The 20,032-nt window shown below is 63.7% G+C and carries 19 protein-coding genes; 10 read left to right on the forward strand and 9 right to left on the reverse strand.

The features are described from left to right. Positions 1 to 7: 7 nt before the first annotated feature. Positions 8 to 781: an AraC family transcriptional regulator gene (locus tag AB7M33_RS16050; protein WP_454243111.1), complete on the reverse strand. Its 774-nt coding sequence runs from the start codon at positions 779 to 781 to the stop codon at positions 8 to 10. Between the two features lie 127 nt (positions 782 to 908). Here AB7M33_RS16050 and AB7M33_RS16055 point away from each other — a divergent pair, with 127 nt between their 5' ends. Then, on the forward strand, positions 909 to 1,718 hold the full coding sequence (locus AB7M33_RS16055) for a UDP-2,3-diacylglucosamine diphosphatase (protein ID WP_085272477.1): 810 nt from the start codon (positions 909 to 911) through the stop codon (positions 1,716 to 1,718). Here AB7M33_RS16055 and AB7M33_RS16060 read toward each other — a convergent pair. After that, on the reverse strand, positions 1,715 to 2,026 hold the full coding sequence (locus AB7M33_RS16060; RefSeq protein WP_027593113.1) for a DUF962 domain-containing protein: 312 nt from the start codon (positions 2,024 to 2,026) through the stop codon (positions 1,715 to 1,717). The two genes, AB7M33_RS16055 and AB7M33_RS16060, sit on opposite strands and share 4 nt — an antisense overlap. A gap of 153 nt (positions 2,027 to 2,179) precedes the next feature. Between AB7M33_RS16060 and AB7M33_RS16065 the strand changes: the two genes are divergently transcribed. Then, on the forward strand, positions 2,180 to 3,241 hold the full coding sequence (locus AB7M33_RS16065; RefSeq protein WP_027593112.1) for an AraC family transcriptional regulator: 1,062 nt from the start codon (positions 2,180 to 2,182) through the stop codon (positions 3,239 to 3,241). Here the strand turns inward: AB7M33_RS16065 and AB7M33_RS16070 are convergent. Next, the gene (locus AB7M33_RS16070) at positions 3,198 to 4,652 is read right to left on the reverse strand and encodes a TrkH family potassium uptake protein (protein WP_238215485.1); all 1,455 of its coding nucleotides are present in this window, start codon (positions 4,650 to 4,652) and stop codon (positions 3,198 to 3,200) included. The two genes, AB7M33_RS16065 and AB7M33_RS16070, sit on opposite strands and share 44 nt — an antisense overlap. A gap of 102 nt (positions 4,653 to 4,754) precedes the next feature. On the opposite strand from AB7M33_RS16070, the gene AB7M33_RS16075 reads away from it, so the two are divergent. Then, positions 4,755 to 5,312, forward strand: a complete 558-nt coding sequence (locus tag AB7M33_RS16075) for an NAD(P)H nitroreductase (protein WP_027593110.1) — start codon at positions 4,755 to 4,757, stop codon at positions 5,310 to 5,312. Between the two features lie 89 nt (positions 5,313 to 5,401). Here the strand turns inward: AB7M33_RS16075 and AB7M33_RS16080 are convergent, their stop codons facing one another. The 5 genes from AB7M33_RS16080 to AB7M33_RS16100 form a co-directional block, all read right to left on the reverse strand. Further along, a complete protein-coding gene (locus tag AB7M33_RS16080) occupies positions 5,402 to 6,739 on the reverse strand; it encodes an ATP-binding protein (RefSeq protein ID WP_454243112.1) in 1,338 nt (445 codons plus the stop codon). 60 nt (positions 6,740 to 6,799) lie between these two features. After that, a complete protein-coding gene (locus AB7M33_RS16085) occupies positions 6,800 to 7,216 on the reverse strand; it encodes a Spy/CpxP family protein refolding chaperone (RefSeq protein WP_027593108.1) in 417 nt (138 codons plus the stop codon). 140 nt (positions 7,217 to 7,356) lie between these two features. After that, positions 7,357 to 8,034 (reverse strand): response regulator transcription factor, encoded by a 678-nt coding sequence (locus tag AB7M33_RS16090; RefSeq protein WP_027593107.1) that lies wholly within the window; start codon positions 8,032 to 8,034, stop codon positions 7,357 to 7,359. Between the two features lie 206 nt (positions 8,035 to 8,240). Continuing rightward, the gene (locus AB7M33_RS16095; RefSeq protein WP_027593106.1) at positions 8,241 to 8,540 is read right to left on the reverse strand and encodes a YciI family protein; all 300 of its coding nucleotides are present in this window, start codon (positions 8,538 to 8,540) and stop codon (positions 8,241 to 8,243) included. A 1-nt stretch (position 8,541) separates the two neighbouring features. Beyond that, positions 8,542 to 9,135, reverse strand: a complete 594-nt coding sequence (locus tag AB7M33_RS16100; RefSeq protein WP_027593105.1) for a septation protein A — start codon at positions 9,133 to 9,135, stop codon at positions 8,542 to 8,544. A gap of 67 nt (positions 9,136 to 9,202) precedes the next feature. On the opposite strand from AB7M33_RS16100, the gene AB7M33_RS16105 reads away from it, so the two are divergent. From AB7M33_RS16105 to AB7M33_RS16130, 6 genes are all read left to right on the forward strand, one after another. Then, entirely contained in the window at positions 9,203 to 10,063 is an 861-nt protein-coding gene (locus AB7M33_RS16105; RefSeq protein ID WP_099430134.1) for a PHP domain-containing protein, read from the forward strand. A gap of 13 nt (positions 10,064 to 10,076) precedes the next feature. Then, the gene (locus AB7M33_RS16110; protein WP_033694002.1) at positions 10,077 to 10,706 is read left to right on the forward strand and encodes an L-threonylcarbamoyladenylate synthase; all 630 of its coding nucleotides are present in this window, start codon (positions 10,077 to 10,079) and stop codon (positions 10,704 to 10,706) included. A 125-nt stretch (positions 10,707 to 10,831) separates the two neighbouring features. Further along, positions 10,832 to 11,557 (forward strand): segregation and condensation protein A, encoded by a 726-nt coding sequence (locus AB7M33_RS16115; protein ID WP_177323882.1) that lies wholly within the window; start codon positions 10,832 to 10,834, stop codon positions 11,555 to 11,557. After that, entirely contained in the window at positions 11,544 to 12,323 is a 780-nt protein-coding gene (gene scpB / locus AB7M33_RS16120; RefSeq protein WP_186681903.1) for an SMC-Scp complex subunit ScpB, read from the forward strand. Before AB7M33_RS16115 ends, scpB begins: the two co-directional genes overlap by 14 nt. A gap of 269 nt (positions 12,324 to 12,592) precedes the next feature. Continuing rightward, positions 12,593 to 13,693 (forward strand): 23S rRNA pseudouridine(2605) synthase RluB, encoded by a 1,101-nt coding sequence (gene rluB / locus AB7M33_RS16125; RefSeq protein ID WP_027593100.1) that lies wholly within the window; start codon positions 12,593 to 12,595, stop codon positions 13,691 to 13,693. Between the two features lie 659 nt (positions 13,694 to 14,352). Then, positions 14,353 to 15,771, forward strand: coding sequence for an amino acid permease (locus tag AB7M33_RS16130; protein ID WP_172960378.1), 1,419 nt, complete (start codon positions 14,353 to 14,355; stop codon positions 15,769 to 15,771). A gap of 119 nt (positions 15,772 to 15,890) precedes the next feature. Here the strand turns inward: AB7M33_RS16130 and AB7M33_RS16135 are convergent, their stop codons facing one another. Beyond that, positions 15,891 to 16,775, reverse strand: a complete 885-nt coding sequence (locus tag AB7M33_RS16135) for a LysR substrate-binding domain-containing protein (protein ID WP_027593098.1) — start codon at positions 16,773 to 16,775, stop codon at positions 15,891 to 15,893. Between the two features lie 151 nt (positions 16,776 to 16,926). Between AB7M33_RS16135 and ydiJ the strand changes: the two genes are divergently transcribed. After that, positions 16,927 to 19,947, forward strand: coding sequence for a D-2-hydroxyglutarate dehydrogenase YdiJ (ydiJ, locus tag AB7M33_RS16140; RefSeq protein ID WP_454243113.1), 3,021 nt, complete (start codon positions 16,927 to 16,929; stop codon positions 19,945 to 19,947). Positions 19,948 to 20,032 lie beyond the last annotated feature (85 nt).

Here is a 20,032-nt window from a genome sequence, read left to right on the forward strand (position 1 = left end):
CGCCCAACTAGCGTCCGTTATCGCCAGACTCTCGCCGCAACGCCAAAGGCGTACAGCCAAAGGCCCGCAACATCGCCGCCGAAAACGCACTTTGCGAGCTGTACCCCACCCGCGCCGCAATCTCCCCCATTGGCAGCACCGTCTGCTCCACCAACAGCCGTGCCTTTAGCAAGCGCCGCTGGCGCATGTAGTCCATCGGCGTCATCGCGCATTCAGCAATAAAGCGTGCATGCAGGCGAGCAGTGGACAGCCCGGCCAGGCGCGCCAGGTCGGCGACCTGCAACGGGTAGGCAGCATGTTGCTCGATATGCGCATCGAACGCTGCATAAGGCAGGCGCTGGCTGGCCCTGATGCTGGCGGCTGCCGGCGGGGTAAGGCTGGCCAACAGCAGTGCCGCGCCTTGGCGGGCGATCAGCGGGTCGCCCATGGGGCTGGCCGCCAGCCAGTCCACCAACTGCTGCTGGCGAGCGTCCAGGCCCAAGGCCGCGGGGCGATCGAGCAGCCGGCGGCTGGCATCGGCATGCTCGCCCAGTTGCTCGCGCAACCAGTGCTCCCCAGGCACATCCAGCACCAGGCAGTCGCTGCCAGCACCGCTGGAGCAGGTGTGGTGCGCACCCGCCGGCACCACCATCAGTGCCTGACGATCTACCCGTGCACCGTGGCCCTGGACCTCGAATTCCAGGCGGCCGCTGAGGCCGAACACCAGTTGCGGGTGTTCGTGGCTGTGGGCGATCAGGCTGTCACGGTAGTGGCGCAGCGAGAGGATCGGGCCTGTGGTCATGGGGGCGTCCTCGCAGGGCAGACGCGTATTGTGCCTCATTCACTGCAGGCCATCACCCGTCATGGTTTTGCCACAGCGCTGTCATCCGCGCCTGCCAGTCTCCAGCAAACTGCGCCGGAGCCCGCCCATGACCCACGCCGAACTCTCCCGTCCCTCGCGCAAGCAACGTGTGCGCACCGTGTGGATTTCCGATGTGCACCTGGGCACCCGTGACTGCCAGGCCGAGCACCTGTCGCGGTTTCTCAAGGGCTACCAGGCCGACCGCATCTACCTGGTCGGCGATATCATCGATGGCTGGAAGCTGCGTGGCGGCATCTATTGGCCGCAAGCGCACACCAACGTCATCCGGCGCCTGTTGACCATGAGCAAGCGAGGCACCGAGGTCATTTATGTCACCGGCAACCATGACGAATTCCTGCGCCGTTATTCGAAGCTGATGCTGGGCAACATCCAGTTGGTGGATGAGGCCGAGCACCTGACGGCCGATGGCCGCCGCCTGCTGGTGATCCATGGCGACCAGTTCGATGTAATTACCCGCTACCACCGCTGGCTGGCGTTTCTAGGTGACCGCGCGTATGAGTTCACCCTGGTGCTCAACCGTTGGCTCAACCACTGGCGTGCCCGTTACGGCTATGGCTACTGGTCGCTGTCGGCTTACCTCAAGCACAAGGTGAAGGGCGCTGTGAGCTTCATCAGCGACTTCGAGGATGCCATTGCCCACGAGTGCACCCGCCGCGGGTTTCAGGGGGTGGTGTGCGGGCACATCCATCATGCCGAGATCCGCAAGGTGGGGGAGGTGGAGTACCTCAATTGCGGGGATTGGGTGGAGTCGTGCACGGCCTTGATCGAGCACTGGGATGGCAGCATCGAGCTGTATCGCCTGGCGGATGCGCAGGCGCGACACGCGGAAGGCCGCAAGGCGGCCCAGGCCAGTTAAAGGCTGATCTTGCCCAGCAAGATGTCACGGAACATGGCGAAATCACCGATCAGGCTGTAAAGCGGATAGGTAAACGTCGCCGGCCGGTTCTTCTCGAAGAAGAAATGCCCGACCCACGCAAAGCCATAGCCAAACAGCGGCACGGCCAGCAGCAGCAACCATTTACCGCTGCCGATGGTGTACGCCAACAAGGCAATCACCAGGCTTGTCCCGACAAAATGCAGGCGGCGGCAGGTGGGGTTGCTGTGCTCGCCCAGGTAGTAGGGGTAGAACTCGGCAAAACTGCGAAACTGCGCTGTGCTGTTCATGGCACTGCTCCGGGATTAATACTTCTGGATAAGATGCACGGCGTGGAGCCTGAATCGAGTCTAGAGTCATTGGCGGGGCCTACCAGTGACAATAGGCGCCAATTGAGTATCCTTGGGGTTCACCGCAGGAGCGGTCAGCATAAGAAGCCTGTCATGAGTGAAAGAACCACGTCAGCCAGCTGGGCATCAGGGATCGTCAAGGCACTCGAGCTGGAAGGGCTCGATTGCCCAGCCATGTTCAAGCAACTCGGGCTCGACTTCGCCGCCCTCGACGACCCCGACGCGCGTTTCCCTCAGGATTCCATGACCCGGCTCTGGCAGCTGGCGGTGGAACTGTCGGGCAACGAAGCCATCGGCCTGAACATGGCGCGGGTAGTGCGCCCGGCTTCGTTCCATGTGGTGGGCTATGCGTTGATGTCCAGCCGCACTTTGGCCGAAGGCTTCGAGCGGCTGGTGCGTTACCAGCGCATCATTGCCGAAAGCTCCGACTTGAGCTTCCGCCTCGGCCCTGAGGGCTATTCGCTGATTCTGACCGTGCATGGCGACCACCTGCCGCCGACCCGGCACAGCGCCGAAGCGTCGTTGGCGTGCGCGCTGTCGTTGTGCACCTGGCTCAGCGGGCGCGTCATCCAGCCGCGCCGGGTACTGGTGCAGGGGCCGCAGCCGAAGAATATCGAACCCTACAAGGTCGCCTTCCATTCACCGTTGGTGTTCGATGCACCGCACGATGCGCTGGTGTTCGAGCGTGCCGACATGGAAGCGCCACTGCCGACGGCCAACGAGGCCATGGCCATATTGCACGACCGTTTTGCCGGTGAGTACCTGGCGCGCTTTTCGGAAAGCCGGGTCACCCACCGGGTGCGCCAGGTGCTGTGCCGCATCCTGCCCCAGGGCGAGCCCAAGCGTGAAACCCTGGCCCAGGCCCTGCACCTGTCTCAGCGGACCTTGCAGCGGCGCCTGCAAGAGGAGGGCACCAGCTTCCAGACCTTGCTCGACGATACCCGCCGTGAGCTGGCCGAGCAGTACCTGGCCCAGCCCGGCATGACCCTGCTGGAAACCGCCTACCTGCTGGGTTTCGCCGACCCGAGCAATTTCTACCGGGCGTTCCGCCGCTGGTTCGATGCCACGCCCAGCGAATACCGCGCCCGCCTGGGCGCGGAGCCTGAAGGGGTCAGTGACGCCAGAACGCCGGCATGCACAACACTAGCACCGTGATGATCTCCAGCCGGCCGAGCAGCATGCCGCCGGCGAGGATCCACTTGGCGGCGTCCGGCAGCGTCGCATAGTTGCCGGCTGGGCCGATCACTTCGCCCAGCCCTGGGCCTACGCCCGACACGGTGCCGGCCGCACCGGTCAGCGCGGTCATCCAGTCCACGCCCAGCAGCGACAGCAGCAACGCCATCACGCAGATGGTGATCGCGAAAAAGAACGAGAACGTCAGGATCGAGCGCACGATTTCTTCGTCGAGGCGGTGCCCGTTGTACTTCTGCTTGATCACCGCGCGCGGGTGGATCAACTGGTTAAGGCTGGCCTTGAGCAGGATGTAGGCGACCTGGAAGCGGAAGATCTTGATACCGCCTGCGGTCGAGCCGGAGCAGCCGCCGACGAAGCCCAGGTAGAAGAACAGCATCAGCGAGAAATTGCCCCACAGGCTGTAGTCGCCCAGGGCGAAGCCGGTTGTGGTGACCACCGAGGTCACGTTCAGCGCCACGTGGCGCAAGGCATCCAGCCAGTGCAGGTTGGTGGTGGCCCAATACCAGGTGCCCAGCACGAGCCAGGTGACCACCAGCATGCCGAGCAACCCCTGAACCTGCTGGTCACGGATCAACGCCCGGCGGTTGCCGCGCAGGGTGGCCACATACAAGGTGAAGGGCAGGCTGCCGAGGATCATCACCACTACCGCGACCCAATGCACAGCAGGGATATCCCATTTCGCCAACGACTGGTCGGAGGTCGAGAAGCCCCCGGTGGAAATCGCCGACATGGCGTGGTTGATGGCATCGAACGGCCGCATGCCGGCCCACCAGAAGGCCAGCGCGCCGAGCACGGAGAAACCGACGTACACGCCGACGATCGACTTGGCGACCATGTGTGAACGCGGCATGACCTTTTCCGAGCGGTCTGAAGACTCGGTCTGGAACAGGCGCATGCCACCAATGCGCAGCAGCGGCAGGATCGCCACGGCCATGGCGATAAAGCCGATGCCGCCGAGCCAGTGCAGCATCGAGCGCCACATCAAGATCCCCGGCGACATGCTGTCCAGGCCGCTGAGCACCGTGGCGCCGGTCGCGGTGATGCCGGACATGCTCTCGAAGAAGGCGTCGGTGTAACTGATGTGTTGCGTCAACAGGAACGGCAAGGCCGCGAACACGCACACCACCAGCCAGCTGCTGACGGTCAACAGGTACATGTCGCGCGGGCGCAGGTGCACGTGCTCGGGCCGGCCCTGCACGACCATGAGCAGGCCGGCGATGAAGGTGATCAGGCTGGACCAGAGGAACGACGGCATGTCGCCAGTGCGCTCGAAGATCACCAGGGTCGCCATGGGCACGACCATGCTGACGGCCAGGGTGATCAGGAAGATGCCGATGATGAAACCAATGATCCTTAAGGTCGGCAACGCCATGTGATCTGCTCTGACTCTGAACGGAAGGGCGCCATTCTACCTATGGGTCTGGTGATGTAAACGCTAGAATGGCCGCACATTCACCTGCCAGGAGGGTAGCCGATGGAGGCTCTCGACGCATTGCTCAACCGTGTTTCCGTGCCACGTCTGACCGACCCCGCGCCAAATGATGCCCAGCGTGAGGCGTTGTTCCAGGCTGCATTGCGTGCACCGGACCACGGCCAGCTGCGCCCGTGGCGGTTCCTGACCATCGAAGGCCAGGGCCGTGAGAAGCTGGGCGAGCTGTTCGCCGAAGCGGTGCAGCACAAGGGCGATGCCAGCCAGGCAGCGCTGGACAAGGCACGTGCCATGCCGCTGCGTGCGCCGTTGCTGATTGTGGTGATCGCCAAGCTGCAGGATCATTTCAAGGTGCCCAAGTCCGAGCAGCGCCTGGCGGCCGGGTGTGCGGCCCACGGTATTCTGATCGCGGCGCATGCCCAAGGTGTCGGTGCGGTGTGGCGTACCGGTGACATGGCGTTCGATGCGCATGTGCACAAAGGGCTGGGGTTGGCCGAGCATGAGGAGTTGATCGGTTACCTGTATGTCGGCACGCCGGTGAACGAGCCGCGTACCGCGCCGGTGCTGGACACTGCTGATTTTGTCAGTGCCTGGGGCGAGTAAACGCTGAGATTGTTGGGGCCGCTATCGCGTAACCCGTGTAGGAGCAGCCTTGTGCTGCGAATGGGGCGCAAAGCGGCCCCGCCCCAGGCTCAACCCACAACCTGTGCCACAGGCAACTCCAGCCGTGCCACAAATCCCCCTTGCGGATGGTTCGCCAGCACCAGGCTACCGCCATGGCGCTCGGCCGCCTTGCGCGCAATCGCCAGCCCCAATCCATGCCCAGCGGCTTGCTGCCCCGGGGCTCGGAAGAACGGCTCACCCAGCTGCGCCAGGTGCTCTGGCGCCACCCCTGGCCCATGGTCACGCACGCTCAACACAATGCGGCCCTGCTCACGCTCGGCGCTGACTTCGATCGGCTGCCCGCCCGGGTTGAAGCGCAAGGCATTGCGCAGCAGGTTGTCGACGGCGCGCTCGATCAAGGTTGGCCAACCCTGCAAGGTCAGCCCAGGTTGCGCCTGCAGGCGGACCTCCTGCTCCGGCGCGCTGAGCAACGCATCCTTGCGCACACCGCCCAGCAAGGCGTTGAGGTCGACCGGCTCGGCATGCGCCTGCTCGGCATCGACACGGGCCAGGGCAAGGATTTCGCTGATCAGGTCTTCCAGCCGGTCGCATTCGCGGGTCAGGCGCGGCCACAGCGCCTGGCGCTGCTCGGGCTCGGCGCGTTCGGCCAAGGCCAGGGCGATACGCAGCCTCGCCAGCGGTGAGCGCAGTTCATGGGAGACGTCGCGCAGCAACTGGCGCTGGCTGCCGATGGTGCTCTGCAGGCGGGCACCCATCTTGTTGAAGTCGTTGGCCAAGACCCCGAACTCGTCGCGCCGGGCGGCCAGGCGCGCCAGGCTGTTCTGTTGGTAGCTGGTCTGGCCGAGGTCGTGCACTGCGCTGCGCAGGCGGCTCAAGGGGCGGGTGATGGACAGGGTCACCAACAGGCTGAACAAGGTCAGGACCACCAGGGCGATGCCCAATGCACTGAGTGGCCAGAGCAGGTTCTCGCGGTGCCACGCGTCCAACTCGGGGTGCGGGATCCGGTAAATCAGCAGGTACGTCTCACCGCTGTAGGGGCTGGTGTATTCCTCGGTCAGGCGCCGCCATGGTAAGCGCCGCTCGTCATTGTGCTGGCGCGCCTCGAAGGCCGCCGCGCGGCGCGGGAAGGTGCCGGGCACCACCGCCTCGCCGCTGTCGTCGAGCACTTGTACATCGATCTTGAAGCGCTGCTTGCGGCGTTCGAGGAACTGCTGCGCCGAGGCCGTGCCTTCCTGTTCGTAGTGCTTGGCCCAGTGGCTGGCGAGGGTGTTGAGGCCCGGGTGGCGGCTGAGGATCCAGGCGTCCTGGTTGAGCATGTGGCCCAACAGGATCGACAGCCCGGCAACCAGGGTAATGGCCAGCCAGAAACTGGCCAGGATGCGCCAGAACAGTGAACGCAAGTGCACCTCCTGCAAACGGGAAAAGCCCGGCCCGCAGGGGTGCGGGCCGGGCGTCGGGCGGTTAGCTTACTGGGCCTTGGCGGCTTTTTCAGCTTTCCAGGCCTGGAACGCTTGCCATTCGGCTTTCTTCGCAGCCCGCTCTTTCTGCAGTTCGTCGAACTGCTTTTGTTGCTCAGGCTTGAGCAGGGCGCGGACCTGGCTGTCGGTCTTGTCGTGGCTGGCCTTGAGTTCATCCTGCATGGCCTTCTGGTCGGCGGCTGGCAGCTTGGACAGGTAGCGCTCGGTGATGTCGCGGCGTTGCTTCATCTGCTCGCCCATCAGCTTGCCGATCTGCTGACGCTGGTCGCGGCTCAGGTCCAGTTGGGCGAAAGGCGCATCACCGCGATGATGCGGGCCGTCGTGACGCGGGCCGCCTTCAGGCATGGCCATGGCCACGGTCGGCAGGGCGGCGGCGAACATCAGGGCGATAAGGGTCTTGCGCATGGTGTCTCTCCTTTCAAAGGCCGGTGGTTACCGGATGAGCACAGTCTACGCAGCTCACCGTCAAGGGCGGTCAGGGGAGGGTAAAGGCTGGGTAAAGATGGTGGCTGAGATTTTGGGGCCGCTGCGCAGCCCCAGCGATCTCACAAGCTGTAGTAATAGCCCCGGCTACGCAACGCAACGATGCGCGGGCGGCCATCGGCATGGGGCCCGATTTTCTTGCGCAGGTTGCTGACGTGCATGTCCAGGCTGCGGTCATACAGGGTCAGCTTGCGGCCAAGACCAATCTGCGCCAGTTCCTGCTTGTCCAGCGGTTCACCGGGCTGGCGCAGCAGGGCTTCGAGGATGCGGCTTTCGGACAGGGTCAGGGTCATCTCGCGGCCATCGATGCTGGCCACCCCACGTGCCGGGCTGTAGATCAGGTCGCCGATCTCTACCTGGGTGGTGGTGGCTGCCGGGTGGCTGCGGCGCAACACGGCGCGCAGGCGGGCAGTGAGCTCGCGGGGGTCGCAGGGTTTGGCCAGGTAATCGTCGGCGCCCAGTTCGAGGCCAAGGATGCGGTCCAGCGGCTCGCCGCGCGCCGACAGCATCAGCACCGGCAGCTCGGCATGGTCATTGCGCAGTTGTTTGAGCAGCTCCAGGCCGCTGCCGTCAGGCAGCATCACATCCAGCACCACCGCCGCTGGCGCATGCGCGGCCAGGGCCTGACGTGCGCTCAGGCCATCGTGGCAGGCACGTACAGAAAAACCTTCCTGGGTCAGCCAGCTGCCGAGCAGCTCGCACAGCTCCTGGTCATCATCAATCAGTAACAGCTCACTCATGACTCACTCAACTCAACCATCGACGGCGTCATATTGGTCCGCCAGTGGCAAAGATACCGCAGACTGATGGCAAGTGTGTAACCAGCAGCACCGCGTCGCCTGCTTTCGCGGCCAAGCTCGCACCTGCAGGTTTGCGCAAAGCGCGAAGCTTGCGCTGTCCCTGTGGGAGCGGGCTTGCCCGCGAAAGCAGGCGACACGGCCTTGAATCAAGGCAGAACTTGCTTGAATGGCTTGACGATGACGCTGTCGTACACGCCCGCGGCAATGTACGGATCGGCATCGGCCCAGGCCTGTGCAGCGGCCAGGGAATCAAACTCAGCCACGATCAGGCTACCGCTGAAACCGGCTTCACCTGGGTCGTTGCTGTCGATGGCAGGGTGTGGGCCGGCCAGCACCACGCGGCCTTCGGCCTTGAGTTGCTGCAGGCGCTCGATGTGCGCAGGGCGGGCAGCCAGGCGCTTTTCCAGGGAGTTCGCGACGTCGCTGGCGATGATGGCGTAGAGCATGTCAATCCTTGGGTTTGGAGGTAGAAGGGTCGTCGTGCAGGTGACGCGACAGGTAGACACCTTGGGCAACCAGGAAGATCACAGTCATGCCCAGGCTGCCGAACACCTTGAAATCGACCCAGAAGGCCTGGAAGGTGAAGGCGACGAACAGGTTGGCCGCGCCGCAGACCAGGAAGAAGCAGATCCAGGCCAGGTTCAGGCGGGTCCAGATGGCATCGGGCAGGGTCAGGGCGTGGCCCATGATGCGCTTGATCAGCACCCGGTCACCGATGAAGTGGCTGCCGGCGAACGCCAGGGCGAACAACCAGTTGACCACTGGCGCTTTCCATTTGAGGAAGGTTTCGCTGTGGAAGGTCAGGGTCAGGCCGCCGAACACCAGGCAGGCGACCAGGGTCAGCCATTGGCCTTTTTCCAGCTTGCGCTGGCGCAGGAACAGGGCACCGTACACCACCAGGGAACTGGCGATGAGCATGGCCGTGGCACTGTAGATACCGCCGAATTCGAAGCTGTGGCCGGCGACCTCCATGGGCCGCGGGTCGAGCTTGTAGACGATGAAGAACAGCAGCAACGGGATGAAATCGATGAATTGTTTCACAATGGCAGCCAGAATCGGGATGTGACGGCATAATAACAAACATCGATTCCAGCGGTAGCGCTCCTCCATGAATGTTGATCTGCACTGTCACAGCACGGCCTCCGACGGCGCCCTGTCGCCCACGGTCCTGGTCGCCCGGGCCCATGAGCACGGGGTGCAAACGCTGGCACTGACCGACCATGACACCCTCGAAGGGCTCGTCGAAGCACGCCAGGCCTGCCACGCGCACGGCATGCACTGGGTCAGCGGGGTAGAGCTGTCGTGCACCTGGGGCGGGGCAACCATCCATGTGCTGGGCTATGACTTCCCGCTCGACGCACCGCCCTTGCTCGACGCCATCGAGGCGTTGCACCGTGGCCGCTGGCTGCGCGCCGAGGAAATCGACAAACGGCTGGCGGCCAAGGGCATGCCGGGTGCGCTCGACGGTGCCAGGGCTGTGCAACAAGAACTCGGCGACAGCGGCAACGCCCCAGCGCGCCCGCACTTTGCCGAGTTTCTGGTCCGCGCAGGGCACGTCAAGGACCGCGGCGAGGCCTTCCGCAAGTGGCTGGGCGCCGGCAAGCTCGGCGACGTCAAGCAGCATTGGCCGACCCTGGACGAAACCGTTGCGACCCTTCGCCAGTCCAACGCTTGGGTGAGCCTGGCCCATCCGATGCATTACGATCTGACCCGCAGCAAGCGCAGACGGCTGATTGCCGACTATATTCAGGCAGGCGGGCAAGCGCTTGAGGTGGTCAACGGGATGATGCCCGCCGAGCAGGTGGGCACGATGTCCATCCTCACCCGTGAGTTCGGCCTGCTGGCAAGCGCTGGCAGTGACTTCCACGGCCCCGGCACCTGGGGAGAGATCGGTGCCTACCGGCCTTTGCCCGAGGACCTGCCACCTCTGTGGCGCCGATTCAGCCATGAACAGCCTATGGCGGTATGAACAGGACGACTATGTGAGCCAATTTTTCCAGATACATGCGGAGAACCCGCAAGCGCGCCTGATCAAACAGGCCGTCGAAATCATTCGCAAGGGCGGTGTGGTGGTCTATCCCACCGACTCGGCCTATGCGCTGGGCTGCCAGATCGGTGACAAGAACGCCATCGAACGGGTCCGCCGCCTGCGCCAGTTGGACAAGCAACACAATTTCACCCTGTTGTGCTGCGACCTGTCGCAAATGGGCCTGTTTGCCAAGATCGATACCTCCACGTTCCGTCTGCTCAAAGCGCACATTCCGGGGCCCTATACCTTTATCCTCAATGCCACCCGGGAAGTGCCGCGGCTCTTGATGCACGAGAAGCGCCGCACCATCGGCCTGCGCGTGCCCTCCAACCCCATCGTCCTGGCGCTGCTGGAGGAGCTGGGCGAGCCGTTGATGAGTGTGAGCCTGATCTTGCCGGGCGATGAAGAACCCATGACGGACCCCTACGAGATCCGCCAACGCCTGGAGCACCATGTCGACCTGATCATCGATGGCGGCTTCGGCGACCTCAAGGCGTCCACGGTGATCGACCTGACGGGCGATGAGCCTGCATTGATCCGCGAAGGCTGCGGCGACCCGACCCCGTTCCTGGTCAACGCGTGAGCCAGGTGGAAGCGCCCGAGGCGCCGGCCGAGGAGGTCGAGTCGCCTCAACAGTTGCAACTGGCCCTGGTCTACGGCGAAGCCCTGACCGAGATGCCGGTGGACTTGTACATCCCACCGGACGCACTGGAAGTCATTCTTGAAGCGTTCGAAGGCCCGTTGGACCTGCTGCTGTACCTGATCCGCAAACAGAACATCGACATCCTCGACATCCCCGTGGCAGAGATCACCCGCCAGTACATGGGGTATGTCGAGCTGATGAAAAGCGTGCGCCTGGAGCTGGCTGCCGAATACCTGGTCATGGCTGCCATGCTGGCCGAGATCAAATCGCGCATGCTGTTGCCGCGTTCCATCGAGGTCGAGGAAGAAGAGGGCGACCCGCGCGCCGAGCTGATCCGCCGCTTGCAGGAATACGAGCGCTTCAAGGCGGCGGCTGAAGGTATCGACGCGTTGCCACGGGTGGGCCGCGACATTGTCGTGCCACGCCTGGAGGCCCCCCAGGCCAAGGTGCGCAAGCTGCTGCCACAGGTCAGCCTGGAGGAGCTGCTGGTCTCGATGGCCGACGTCATGCGCCGCAATGACCTGTTCGAAAGCCACCAGATCACCCGCGAGACGCTGTCGACCCGCGAGCGCATGAGCCAGGTGCTCGACCGCCTCAAGGGCGGCGCTTTCGTGCCCTTTGTCGAACTGTTTACGGCAGAAGAGGGCAAGCTGGGGGTGGTGGTGACGTTCATGGCGATTCTTGAGCTGGTGAAGGAATCGCTGATCGAACTGGTGCAGAATGAGGCTTTCGCCGCGATCCACGTGCGGCTTCGCGCCGAGTTTGTTGAAGAACCTGATGAACCTGAATGAACCCCGCGACCTGGCGTCGCTGATCGAAGCCTTTCTGCTTGCCTCGGGCAAACCGCAGTCCCTTGAGCGCCTGTACGAGTTGTTCGAAGAGGCGGAGCGCCCTGAGCCCAAGGTGTTCAAGAAGGCCCTGGAAGTACTTGGCAAGTCATGCAACGGCCGCGCTTTCGAACTCAAGGAAGTGGCCACCGGTTATCGCCTGCAGATCCGCGAAGACTTTGCCCCTTGGGTCGGGCGCCTGTGGGAGGAGCGGCCGCAGCGCTATTCCCGTGCGCTGCTCGAGACCATGGCGCTGATTGCCTACCGCCAGCCCATCACCCGTGGCGAAATCGAAGACGTGCGCGGTGTGGCGGTGAACAGCAACATCATCAAGACCCTGATGGAGCGCGAGTGGATCCGCATCGTCGGCTACCGCGAAGTGCCGGGCCGGCCGGCGATGTTCGCCACCACCAAGGCCTTTCTCGACCACTTCAACCTCAAGAGCCTCGAGGAACTGCCGGCGTTGGCCGAGTTGCGCGAGATGGAGCCCGAACCCTTGCTCGACCCCGACGACGCGCCGGTGCCTGCGCACCTTCAGGCGTTGGCCGATGCAAGCCTGGGGGATGAGGCTGAAGCCGAGGCGCCGAAGGATGAGACCAGCTTCCGCAGCTTGCTGGTGGAGCTGGATGCGATGGAAGAAGGGTTGAAGACCGACTTCGATGATTTGCGTGAGCAGGACGTGGTTGAGCCAGAGCCTTCGGTTGAGGGTGAAGACCCGGTACAGCCCTGAGCCCTCTACAACCAGTGCCGGCCTCTTCGCGGGGCAAGCCCGCTCCCACACAGAATGCCTGAAGCTTGCTACTTACCTGTGGGAGCGGGCTTGCCCCGCGAAGAGGCCGGCACTGCCAACGCCAAACCATTGGGCAGAAAACCCATCCAGCCCCCACAAAACCCACTACGCTCCAGTGCGTTCCCGACACGAACCGCGTATGATGCGCGGCCCTTTGGCGCGTTCGTCGCCAAGACCCCTTTTTCATTCCTACACCGGGAGGTGCCCAGATGAGTGAGCAAGACCTGCAAAATACCGAAATTACCCCTCCATCCGGCGAAAAGCTGCAGAAAGTATTGGCGCGCATCGGCGTCGGTTCGCGCCGTGACGTCGAGGCCTGGATCAGCCAGGGTCGGATCAAGGTCAATGGCGTTGCCGCCACCCTCGGCCAGCGCGTCGACCTGCACGATGCCATCGCTGTCGACGGCAAGCTGATCAAGCGCGAGGAAGCCGCCGAGGCCACCCGCCGCGTGATCATGTACAACAAGCCCGACGGCGAGATCTGCACCCGTGACGACCCGGAAGGCCGCCCGACGGTGTTCGACCGCCTGCCACGCCCGAAAGAAGGGCGCTGGATCAACATCGGCCGCCTGGACATCAACACCACCGGCCTGTTGCTGTTCACCACCGACGGTGAATTGGCCAACCGCCTGATGCACCCGTCCTACGAGATGGACCGTGAATACGCGGTGCGTGTACGGGGTGAGGTCGACGACGAGATGATCGAGCGCCTGAAGGCGGGCGTGATGCTCGAAGACGGCCCGGCCAAGTTCACCGACATCCAGAAGGCCCCGGGCGGCGAAGGCTTCAACCATTGGTACCACTGCGTGGTGATGGAAGGCCGTAACCGCGAAGTGCGTCGCCTGTGGGAGTCCCAGGGCATGGTGGTCAGCCGCCTGAAGCGCGTGCGTTTCGGCCCGGTGTTCCTCAACTCCGACCTGCCGATGGGCCGCTGGCGCGAAATGACCCAGGGCGAAATCGACATCCTGGCCGCCGAAGTGGGCCTGCAGCCGGTGGCGCTGCCGACCTTGAACCTCAAGGCCAAGGACAAGATGGAGCGCATGCAGCGCAAGTCGAGCCGTCCGATGGGGCGTGGCGAGCGCGTGCGTAACCTGCGCCCGGCCAGCGATGCGACGGCTGGCGAGCGCCCAGCGCGTCAGCCGCGTGACACCGCCGCCGAGCGCCCAGCGCGCCCGTCGCGTGATGAAGCGCCACGCAAAGGCAACCGTGGCAGCACGGTGGCCGAGCGCCCGAGCGAGATGCGCAAGCGTACCGGCAAGCCAGAGGGCGACAAGCCGGCAGGCCGTGGCCGCGGCAAGCCGCGCGGTTGATCCGCAGCGTGAGATAAAAAACCAGCCTTCGGGCTGGTTTTTTTTCGCCTCCCCCCAACCCGAATGAAGCGCGGACCTGGGGCGTGAAGCGGCCCCAACTCATTGATCAATCACCCTTTTTCTGACGAGTGGAAAGCTGGCAAACCACCGTGTAACGTTTTTTATACAAAATCATCCCTTTCTGGCCGTCGAATGCGTATTTTCCTAGACCTGTAAACAGAACTTGCCGCGCCCACGTCGCCAGCACACCCCGTCTACCCTGCCTACCTATTGCCCAAACCCCCGCCGCACGCTGATATAGCAGGCATTGCCGTGTGCAAGAGCTCGCCCACAGAGGCGTGCTGACAAAACAACAAATGGAGGCGCCATGTACGCCGATCACTCCGCCTTTCAAGGCTCACACCACAGGATCGCTGCGTTTTTTCCCAAGGAAATGACGCAACGCGTTGACGCCTGCGCGCTTGCAGGGGTATACAGTGCGCCGCGTTTTACCTGTGACCCTCTTGCGTACCGCGCACTCTTGATCACACCCGGCTGAACCGCCTCGGCGGCGCCCGCGTTCAAGAAACCCAAGGTAACCACCTTGCCCATTCCGCTGCGCCACGAGCGCGGTGGGTCCGATTTCGTCACAGATAAAAACAATGCAGGTGACTTCGTTCATGAGTGGACAAAACATGCATTCAGGCGAGCTAAAGCGGGGCCTGAAGAACCGCCACATCCAGTTGATCGCTCTCGGTGGTGCGATTGGTACGGGTCTGTTCCTCGGCTCGGCAGGCGTGATGAAATCCGCCGGCCCGTCGATGATCCTTGGCTACGCCATCTGCGGCTTCATCGCCTTCATGATCATGCGCCAGTTGGGCGAGATGATCGTCGAAGAGCCGGTGGCCGGTTCGTTCAGCCACTTTGCCCACAAATACTGGGGCGGTTTCGCAGGCTTCATGTCGGGCTGGAACTGCTGGGTGCTGTACATCCTGGTGGGCATGTCGGAACTGACGGCGGTCGGCAAGTACATCCACTACTGGTGGCCAGAGATCCCGACCTGGGTCACGGCGGCGGGCTTCTTCCTGCTGATCAACTTCATCAACCTGATGAACGTGAAAGTATTCGGTGAGGCCGAGTTTTGGTTCGCGATCATCAAGGTCGTGGCCATCGTCGGCATGATCGGCCTGGGTGCCTACCTGCTGACCAGCGGCAGCGGTGGCCCGGACGCGTCGGTGACCAACCTGTGGGCACACGGTGGGTTCTTCCCGCATGGTGTCAGCGGCCTGGTCATGGCCCTGGCGTTCATCATGTTCTCCTTCGGTGGCCTGGAGATGCTCGGTTTTACCGCAGCCGAGGCCGACAAACCGAAAACCGTGATCCCCAAGGCTATCAACCAGGTCATCTACCGCATCCTGATCTTCTACATCGGCGCGTTGGTCGTGCTGTTGTCGCTGACCCCATGGGACAACCTGGTCGCCAGCATCGACGCGTCCGGCGGCAGCTACGGCAGCAGCCCGTTCGTGCAGGTGTTCTCCCTGCTGGGCAGCGATGTGGCCGCCCACCTGCTGAACTTCGTGGTCCTGACCGCAGCATTGTCGGTGTACAACAGCGGCACCTACTGCAACGCCCGCATGCTGCTGGGCATGGCCGAGCAGGGTGATGCCCCGGCGGCCCTGGCCAAGGTCGACAAACGCGGTGTGCCGGTGCGTTCGATCCTGGTCTCGGCGGCGGTGACCCTGATTGCCGTGCTGCTCAACTACTTCATCCCGCAGAACGCGCTGGAGTTGCTGATGTCGCTGGTCGTGGCGACCCTGGTGATCAACTGGGCGATGATCAGCTACTCGCACCTGAAGTTCCGCCAGCACCTGAACCGCACCGGCCAGAAGCCGCTGTTCAAGGCGCTGTGGTACCCCTACGGCAACTACATCTGCCTGGCTTTCGTGGTGCTGATCCTGGGCATCATGCTGCAGATCCCGGGTATCCAGATCTCGGTGTATGCGATCCCGGTGTGGGTGGTGGTGATGTTCCTCTTCTACCTCATCAAGCCTAAGCGTGACGCACAGGCTAACGGGGCTGCCGGTACTGTGGCCAAGTAATCGCCATAGGCGGCACGAAAAACCCGATGCCAGGTGACTGGCATCGGGTTTTTTTTGTTACGCGCCCCTTGTAGGAGCAGCCTTGTGCTGCGAAGAGGCCAGTGCAACCAGCACAAAACTCAGATCTGCTCCAGCAACCAACTGCGAAACGCCCGCAACGACGGCAGCGCTTCGTTGCGTGGCGGATAGATCAGGTAATAGCTGCGTTGGCTGGCAAACGCCTCGCCGGGGCTGAACAGCTCGCCCTTGGCCAGTTCCTCTTCCACCAGTATCCGCGGCACCAAGCCGATGCCGATGCCGGCCCGTACCGCTTGGATCAAATGCGACGTCAGCTCGAAGCTCGGCCCCAGGCGCATCGCCCGGTGCGGCAGGCTGTGGTGCGAGAACCACTCGCCCCAGGCATGCGGGTTGTTGGCGACGTTCAGCAGCACTTCTTCGCTGACCCGGGCAGGGCTCCAGCCATGCGCGTCGGCGCCGGCCTCTGGCGGCAGAATCACCAACAGCTCTTCGGCGTGCAGGCGGTGGCAGATCAGCCCCGGCAGGTCGTGGCTCGCCACACCGATTGCCGCATCGATCTCGCTGGTGTCGAAGTTGATCGCTTCGATCCGTGAATGGATATGCACCAGCATGCCCGGGTGGGCGCTGTAGAACGCATGCAGCCGCGGCAGCAGCCATTTCGAGCCGAAGGTGGGCAGGGTGGCCAGGCGCAACGTGCCGACACCCGACTGGTAGGCCAGCGCCTGCAAGGTGGCGCTGCGGATGCGCCCCAAGGCTTCGCTCAGCTCGCGCTGGTACAGCCGGCCGACGTCGGTCAGCTGCACCTGGCGCCCCTCGCGGCGGAACAGCGTTAACCCCAATTGCTGCTCCAATGCCTGCACCTGGCGGCTGACAGCGCTTTGGGTCAACGACAGTTCGGCGGCGGCGCGGGTATAGCTTTCATGCCGGGCGGCAGCCTCGAACGCCAGCAGCAGCGACATGGACGGTGTCAGGTGGCGGTAATTCATTCATAAAAGTCATCGATAGCGGCAGGATTATCCGTTTGCCCTTGGCGCGAAACTACAGGAACATTGGCCTATTCGTCATCTGGTGTGAAACAACCCATGCCGGCATGACAGGTTTTCCGTGAATTAGCCCATATCAAGAGGCCATCCGTCGATGATCGCCCAGCTGCCGACCAGTGCACCGACCGCCAACTACCCCGAATTCCTCGAGGCCCTGCGTAACAGCGGCTTCCGTGGCCAGATCAGTGCCGATTACGCCACCCGTACCGTGCTGGCCACCGACAACTCGATTTACCAGCGCCTGCCCCAGGCAGCGGTGTTCCCGCGTGACGCCGATGACGTGGCGCGGGTCGCCACGCTGATGGCCGAGGCGCGCTTTGCCCAGGTCAAACTGACCCCGCGTGGCGGCGGCACCGGCACCAACGGCCAGTCGCTGACCGATGGCATCGTCGTCGACTTGTCGCGGCACATGAACACCATCCTCGAAATCAACGTCGAGGAGCGTTGGGTGCGGGTCCAGGCCGGTGTGGTCAAAGATCAGCTCAACGCTGCGCTCAAGCCTCATGGGTTGTTCTTTGCCCCTGAGCTGTCCACCTCCAACCGCGCCACTGTTGGCGGCATGATCAACACCGATGCCAGCGGCCAGGGCAGTTGCACCTACGGCAAGACCCGCGATCACGTGCTCGAACTGCACAGCCTGCTGCTCGGTGGTGAGCGCCTGCACAGCCTGCCCATCGATGACGCTGCGCTGGCGCAGGCCTGCGCCGCGCCTGGCCGGGTTGGCGAGGTCTACCGTGTGGCCCGCGAGATCCAGGAAACCCAGGCCGAGCTGATCGAAAGCACCTTCCCCAAGCTCAACCGCTGCCTGACGGGCTACGACCTGGCACACCTGCGCGATGAACAGGGGCGCTTCAACCTCAACAGCGTGCTGTGCGGCGCGGAAGGCTCGCTGGGCTACGTGGTCGAAGCCAAGCTCAATGTGCTGCCGATCCCGAAATACGCGGTACTGGTCAACGTCCGCTACACCAGCTTCATGGACGCGCTGCGTGACGCCAATGCGCTGATGGCGCACAAGCCGCTGTCGATCGAAACGGTCGACTCCAAGGTGCTGATGCTGGCCATGAAGGACATCGTCTGGCACAGCGTGGCCGAGTATTTCCCGGCTGACCCCGAGCGCCCGACCCTGGGCATCAACCTGGTGGAGTTCTGCGGCGATCAGCCGGACGAGGTCAATGCACGGGTGCAGGCGTTCATCCAGCACCTGCAAAACGACACCAGCGTCGAGCGCCTGGGGCACACCCTGGCCGAGGGCGCCGAGGCGGTCACCCGCGTTTACACCATGCGCAAACGCTCGGTGGGCCTGCTGGGCAACGTCGAGGGCGAGGTGCGCCCGCAGCCGTTCGTGGAAGACACCGCAGTACCGCCGGAGCAGTTGGCTGACTACATCGCCGACTTCCGCGCACTGCTGGATGGCTACGGCCTGGCCTATGGCATGTTTGGCCACGTCGATGCCGGTGTACTGCACGTGCGCCCGGCGCTGGACATGAAAGACCCGGCCCAGGCCGCGCTGGTCAAGCCGATCTCCGATGCCGTGGCGGCGCTGACCAAAAGCTACGGCGGCCTGCTGTGGGGTGAGCACGGCAAGGGCCTGCGTTCAGAATACGTGCCCGAATATTTTGGCGAGCTGTACCCGGCGCTGCAGCGCCTGAAAGGCGCTTTCGACCCGCGCAACCAGCTCAACCCAGGCAAGATCTGCACCCCACCCGACAGCGCCGAAGGCCTGACCCGGGTCGATGGCGTGACCTTGCGCGGCGACCTCGACCGCACCATCGACGAGCGTGTCTGGCAGGACTTCAGCAGCGCTGTGCACTGTAACGGCAATGGCGCCTGCTACAACTACGACCCCAACGACGCCATGTGCCCGTCGTGGAAAGCCACCCGAGAGCGTCAGCATTCGCCCAAGGGCCGTGCCTCGTTGATGCGTGAGTGGCTGCGTTTGCAAGGCGCGGCGGATATCGACGTGCTGGCGGCGGCGCGTAACAAGGTGTCCTGGCTCAAGGGCCTGCCGGCACGGCTGCGCAACAACCGCGGGCGTGACCAGGGGCAGGGGGACTTCTCTCACGAGGTCTACGACGCCATGGCCGGTTGCCTGGCGTGCAAGTCCTGCGCGGGGCAGTGCCCGATCAAGGTCAACGTGCCGGACTTCCGCTCGCGTTTCCTCGAGCTGTACCACGGCCGCTACCAGCGCCCATTGCGGGATTACCTGATCGGTTCGCTGGAGTTCACCATCCCGTACCTGGCGCATGCGCCGGGGCTTTATAACGCGGTGATGGGCTCGAAGTGGGTGAGCAAGCTGCTGGCCGACAAGGTCGGCATGGTCGACAGCCCGCTGATCAGCCGTTTCAACTTCCAGGCGACCCTGACCCGCTGCCGCGTTGGCGTGGCCAGCGTGCCAGCGCTGCGCGAGCTGACCCCGGCCCAGCGTGAGCGCAGCATCGTGCTGGTGCAGGATGCCTTCACCCGTTACTTCGAGACGCCGCTGCTGGCCGCGTTCATCGACCTGGCGCACCGCCTTGGCCACCGGGTGTTCCTGGCGCCGTACAGTGCCAACGGCAAACCGCTGCATGTTCAGGGCTTCCTTGGCGCGTTCGCCAAGGCGGCGATCCGTAATGGCACCCAGCTCAAGGCCCTGGCCGATTGTGGTGTACCGCTGGTGGGGTTGGACCCGGCGATGACCTTGGTCTATCGCCAGGAGTACCAGAAGGTGCCAGGCCTGGAAGACTGCCCGAAGGTGCTGTTGCCGCAGGAATGGTTGATGGATGCATTGCCCGAGCAAGCGGCTGCCAATGTTGGCAGCTTCCGCCTGATGGCGCACTGCACCGAGAAGACCAACGTACCGGCCAGCACCCGGCAATGGGAGCAAGTGTTTGCCCGCCTGGGCTTGAAGCTGGTGACGGAGGCTACGGGTTGCTGTGGCATGTCCGGTACTTATGGGCATGAAGCGCGAAACCAGGAGACCTCGCGGACCATCTTCGAGCAGTCCTGGGCGACCAAGCTGGACAAGCAAGACGAGCCGCTGGCGACGGGGTATTCGTGCCGTAGCCAGGTCAAGCGCATGACCGAACGGCAGATGCGCCATCCGCTGGAAGTGGTGTTGCAGTACGCGCAGCGTTAAACCTGCACCGGCCTCTTCGCGGGCAAGCCCGCTCCCACAGGGAGACCGTTGACTTGACGGTTGTGGTGATTCCTGTGTGCGGGCT

This window comes from Pseudomonas sp. Y3 TE3536, assembly GCF_053629175.1.